We start from the raw sequence: 5,405 nt of genomic DNA on the forward strand, positions 1-5,405 counted from the left end.
GAACCTGCTCGGCGAGCGCGGCCGTGGCTATGCCAACTTTCTGCGCATTCTCGACGAGGGCCGCATCGCGATCGCCGCGCTCTCCGTCGGCGCCGCACAGGGCTGCGTCGATGAATGCGTGAAATACGCAAAGGAACGCGAGGCGTTCGGCGCGAAGATCGGTACCTATCAGGCCGTCGCCTTCAAGATTGCGCGCATGGAGGCCCGGGCGCATGTCGCGCGCACCGCCTACTACGACGCGGCGGCACTCATGTTGTCGGGCAAGCCGTTCAAGAAGGCCGCCGCCATCGCCAAGCTGGTGGCCAGTGAGGCCGCGATGGACAACTCCCGTGATGCCACGCAGGTGTTCGGGGGCTACGGGTTCATGAACGAATACCCGGTCGCGCGGCACTACCGCGACAGCAAGATCCTCGAAATCGGTGAGGGCACAACGGAAGTGCAACTGATGCTGATTGCGCGGGAGTCCGGGCTGTGAGCGAAGCGAACGATTCGGCAGAAGTGACCGACAAGAAGGTCGTCGTACAGCGGGGCCTGTGGTTCGAGGAGTTCGAGCCCGGGGTGCTCTACCAGCACCGGCCCGGGCGCACCATCACCGAGGCGGACAACGTGCTGTTCACCACGCTCACGATGAACACCCAGGCGCTGCACCTCGATGCCGCGTTCTCCGATGCGCTGCCGCCGTTTCACCAGCGGCTGGTCAACTCGATGTTCACGTTGTCGACGCTCGTCGGGCTGTCCGTGGCGCAGCTGACGCAGGGCACGATCGTCGGCAACCTCGGCTTCGGCGAGGTCGCGTTCCCGAAGCCGCTTTTCCACGGCGACACCCTGTATGCCGAGACCGAGGTGACGGACAAGCGCGAGTCGAAGAGCCGTCCGGGGGAGGGCATCGTCACATTCGCCCATACCGGCCGCAATCAATACGGCGATATCGTCGCGACCGCATCGCGAAAGACGATGGTGCGCAAGCAGCCTGAGGAGTGAGATGGCTTTAGCTCAGACCGGCCCCGGCTGGTTGTTCTGCCCGGCCGACCGCCCCGAACGATTCGGGAAGGCCGCTGCGGCGGCCGACGTGGTGATCCTCGACCTCGAAGACGGTGTCGCGGCCAAAGATAGAGACGCCGCGCGTGCTGCCCTGGTGGAAACCCCGTTGGATCCCGACCGCACCGTCGTCAGAATCAACCCCGCCACAACCGACGACCACGCGGCGGATCTCGAGGCGCTCGCGAAGACCAAGTACGCCACTGTGATGCTGGCCAAGACCGAGGACCCGCAGCAGATCCGGGACCTGGCACCGCTGAACGTCGTCGTGCTGATCGAGACGCCGCTGGGCGCGGTCGTCGTCAACGAACTGGCCCGCATGGAGAACGCCTTCGCCTTGATGTGGGGCGCCGAGGATCTGTTCGCGGTGACGGGTGGCACCGCCAATCGGTGGCCCGACGGGAGCTACCGCGACGTCGCCAAGCATGTCCGCTCGCAGACGTTGCTGGCGGCGAAGGCGTACGGGCGGATGGCGCTCGATTCGGTGTACCTCAACATCAAGGATCTCGACGGTTTGCGCGGCGAGGTCGATGACGCCGTCGCGGTCGGCTTCGACGCCAAGGTCGCGATTCATCCGACGCAGGTCGCGGTCATTCGCGCGGGCTACGCACCCACCGCCGACCAGGTCGAATGGGCGCGACACGTGCTCGCCGCGGCCCGCGATCAACGCGGCGTCTTTCAATTCGAGGGCATAATGGTGGATGCCCCAGTGCTGCGGCGAGCAGAGCGCATCGTCCAGCTAGCGCCACACCCTGGCACCTAGCCGGCGGCCTCTTACCAGGGGTCTTGCTCTGACCGCATCAGTGCTGAGCACCTCAGTCGCCTGACGGCGCGATCCGCCGTCAGTGACCCTAGGAGGCGGTATGGCAGGTTTTGTTCAGGCACCCCTGACGTCGTACAACGTCGAGCTGGAGCCGATTCAACTGGTCGCCCCGGACGGGACGCCGACCACCGAGACCCGCTATCGCCGAGACCTTCCACCCGAGACGCTGGGCTGGCTGTACGAGTCGATGGCCGTCACCCGCGCGCTCGACGGGGAGTTCGTCAACCTGCAGCGGCAGGGCGAGCTCGCGCTGTTCGCGTCATGTCGCGGTCAGGAAGCCGCACAGATCGGCTCGGCCGCGTGCCTGCGCAAGACCGACTGGCTGTTCCCGCAGTATCGAGAGATCGGCGCATTCCTGCTGCGTGGCATCACGCCGGCGCAGATGGGCGCGGTCTGGCGCGGCCGGTGGCACGGCGGGCTCGGGTTCACCGAGAAGTGCGTCGCGCCGATCGCGATCCCGATCGGCACCCATGGTTTGCACGCGGTCGGTGCGGCGATGGCCGCGCAGCGCCTCGGCGAAGACTCTGTCACGGTCGCCTACCTCGGCGACGGAGCGACCAGCGAGGGTGACGCACACGAAGCCCTGAATCTTGCCGCGGTGTTTAAGGCGCCGTGCGTGTTCTTCGTGCAGAACAACCAGTGGGCGATCTCGGTTCCGGTGAGCCACCAGCAGGCGGGTCCGTCGATCGCGCACCGGGCGATCGGCTATGGGATGCCCGGGATCCGGGTGGACGGTAACGATGTGCTGGCGTGTTATGCGGTGATGGCCGAGGCTGCGCAACGCGCCCGCGAGGGCCGCGGTCCCACGCTGATCGAGGCGCTGACGTACCGGATGGGGCCACACACCACCTCCGACGACCCGACGCGTTATCGGCCGCAGGACGAGGTAGACAGGTGGGCCGCGCGGGACCCGATTTCGCGTTACCGCAGCTATTTACAGACTATTGGCGCCTGGTCCGAACGTCTGGAGCATCGCGTCGAGACACGGGCGGCGCGGCTGTGCGCGGAATTGCGCGACGCAACCGTCAACACCCCCGACATGGACATCGGAGAACTCTTCGACACCGTCTACGCGGACATCACGCCGACGTTGCAAGCCCAGCGCGACCAGCTGATGGCCGAGCTGGCGAAGGAGGCGTGACATGACTCAAATCATCGAGCGGCCGGCCGATTACGGCGATGACGCGCAGGAGCCGTCGCTGTTCACGCCGGTGCGGGTCACGACGAACTTGACCATGGTCCAGGCGATCAACCGGGCTCTGCACGACGCGATGGCCGCCGACGACCGTGTCCTGGTCTTCGGCGAGGACGTGGCGAGGCTCGGCGGTGTGTTCCGGGTGACCGAGGGCTTGACCGAAACATTCGGCGATGGGCGGTGCTTCGACACACCCCTGGCGGAATCGGCGATCATCGGTATTGCGGTCGGGATGGCGATCCGCGGCTTCGTCCCGGTTCCCGAGATCCAGTTCGACGGGTTCTCGTATCCGGCGTTCGACCAGGTGGTCAGCCACTTGGCGAAGTACCGGGTGCGCACCCACGGCGACGTGGACATGCCGGTCACCATCCGCATTCCGTCGTTCGGCGGAATTGGCGCGGTGGAACACCACTCGGAGTCCACCGAGACGTATTGGGCGCACACCGCGGGCCTGAAAGTCGTTGTGCCGTCGACGCCGTCAGATGCCTACTGGCTGCTGCGGTATTCGATCGCCAGCAGGGACCCGGTCGTGTTCCTCGAGCCGAAGCGGCGGTACTGGTCGCGCGAAGACGTCGACACCAATGAGCCCGGACTTCCCATCGGCAGGGCCGCGGTGCGGTGCATCGGCGATGACGTCACGGTGCTGACGTATGGCGGCTTGGTCCAAACCGCCTTGGCCGCAGCGGATCTGGCGGCGGACCGATACGGATGGAATCTGGAAGTCGTCGACCTGCGATCGCTCAACCCGCTCGACTTCGACACCGTCGCAGCGTCGGTGCGCAAGACCGGACGCGCCGTGGTCATGCACGAAGGGGCCCGCACACTCGGCTTCGGCGCCGAGTTGGCGGCACGGATCCAGGAAGAGCTGTTCTACGACCTGGAGGCGCCGGTGTTGCGCGCCACCGGATTCGACACCCCCTACCCGCCGGCTCGGCTGGAGAAGCTGTGGCTACCCGGCGTCGACCGGCTGATCGACTGCGTCGAGAAGGCGATGCACTCATGAGCGGCCACGATGGTTCCGCTCCTCGCGTGCGCGGCGGTGTGCGCGACTTCCTGGTACCCGATCTCGGCGAGGGTCTCGAGGACGCGACGATCACCAGCTGGAGCGTCGCGGTCGGCGACGACGTCGCACTCAATCAAACGCTGTGCACGGTGGAGACCAACAAGGCGGAGGTGGAGATACCGAGCCCCTACGCGGGTCGAATCGTCGAACTCGGTGGCGCGGACGGTGAAACGCTCGACGTCGGTGCGGTGCTGGTGCGCATCGCGACCGATGCGCCCGCTCCCGTATCCCAGAACGGTGGGAAACCCACGCGCAAGCCCGTGCTGGTCGGATACGGCGCCGACGACGAGATGGACACCAGCCGTCGCGTGTCGGCCGAGGACGGCAAACGGCCGCGCGCCAAGCCCCCGGTGCGCAAACTCGCCACCGAGTTGCACGTCGACCTGGCATCGCTGTCGCCGGGTTCGGGCCAAGACGGAATCGTCACACGCGACGACGTACTCGCGGCCGCGGGGAAGCCGGACCCGGACAGCATCGGGGTACACGGCGTACAGGCCACCATGGCACAGCGAATGGCGTTGTCGCGAAGTAACATTCCCGACGCGCACGCCGGCGTGCAGGTCGAGTGTTCTTCGTTGCTGCGGGTGCGTGACCGGTTACGGGACGCGGTCGGTGATGACGGACCGCCGATCACGCCGTTCGTGTTGACGCTCCGGCTGTTGACGATCGCGTTGAGGCATCACCCGATGTTCAACTCGACGTGGGTGGACACCGCGGGTGGGCCACACATCCACGTGCATTCCGCTGTGCATCTGGGTTTCGGCGTGGCAGCACCACGTGGCCTGCTGGTGCCGGTGGTCAAGGATGCGCAGGACATGTCGACGCGGGCGTTGGCGGCGACGGTGTCACGCCTCATCGAGGATGCCCGTGCAGGAACCGTCAAACCGGCTGAACTGCAGGGCTCGACGTTCACGGTGTCGAACTTCGGCGCCCTCGGGTTGGACGAGGGAGTGCCCGTCATCAATTATCCCGAAGCGGCCATCCTCGGCATGGGGTCGTTGAAGCCGCGGCCGGTCGTCGTCGACGACGCTGTCGTCGCGCGGCCGACGATGACGTTGACGTGCGCCTTCGACCACCGAATCGCCGACGGTGCGCAGGTCGCTGCGTTCCTCGGCGAGCTGAAGCGACTGATCGAGTCGCCGGAGTTGGCGCTGCTCGACAGCTGATAGGCCATGAGTAGTCACTGGGCGGATCCTCAGATGAGGTCCGGTTCGGAGGAGGCTGCTCATGTCGGTGTTGAAGGTTGCGCTTGATCCGTCGACGGTGATCGTCGCCGTGGACCCGGG

The 5,405-nt window shown here is 66.3% G+C and carries 6 protein-coding genes; all 6 read left to right on the forward strand.

Translation table 11 applies throughout. The features are described 5' to 3' along the window. Nucleotides 1-475, forward strand: a 475-nt coding sequence (locus QOC76_RS10480) for an acyl-CoA dehydrogenase family protein (RefSeq protein WP_526356768.1), incomplete at its 5' end; no start/stop codon positions are given. Beyond that, nucleotides 472-981 (forward strand): MaoC family dehydratase, encoded by a 510-nt coding sequence (locus QOC76_RS10485; protein ID WP_526356769.1) that lies wholly within the window; start codon nucleotides 472-474, stop codon nucleotides 979-981. The genes QOC76_RS10480 and QOC76_RS10485, both read left to right, overlap by 4 nt. 1 nt (nucleotide 982) lies before the next feature. Beyond that, nucleotides 983-1,801 (forward strand): HpcH/HpaI aldolase/citrate lyase family protein, encoded by an 819-nt coding sequence (locus tag QOC76_RS10490; RefSeq protein ID WP_526356770.1) that lies wholly within the window; start codon nucleotides 983-985, stop codon nucleotides 1,799-1,801. A gap of 100 nt (nucleotides 1,802-1,901) precedes the next feature. Further along, the gene (gene pdhA, locus QOC76_RS10495; protein WP_526356771.1) at nucleotides 1,902-3,002 is read left to right on the forward strand and encodes a pyruvate dehydrogenase (acetyl-transferring) E1 component subunit alpha; all 1,101 of its coding nucleotides are present in this window, start codon (nucleotides 1,902-1,904) and stop codon (nucleotides 3,000-3,002) included. 1 nt (nucleotide 3,003) lies between these two features. Further along, a complete protein-coding gene (locus tag QOC76_RS10500) occupies nucleotides 3,004-4,059 on the forward strand; it encodes an alpha-ketoacid dehydrogenase subunit beta (RefSeq protein ID WP_526356772.1) in 1,056 nt (351 codons plus the stop codon). After that, nucleotides 4,056-5,285 carry a 2-oxo acid dehydrogenase subunit E2 gene (locus QOC76_RS10505; RefSeq protein WP_526356773.1) on the forward strand — a complete coding sequence of 410 codons (1,230 nt, stop codon included), beginning with the start codon at nucleotides 4,056-4,058 and terminating at the stop codon, nucleotides 5,283-5,285. The genes QOC76_RS10500 and QOC76_RS10505 overlap by 4 nt, the downstream gene beginning before the upstream one ends. Nucleotides 5,286-5,405 lie beyond the last annotated feature (120 nt).

This window comes from Mycobacterium sp. (assembly GCF_032159565.1).
Lineage (GTDB): Bacteria > Actinomycetota > Actinomycetes > Mycobacteriales > Mycobacteriaceae > Mycobacterium.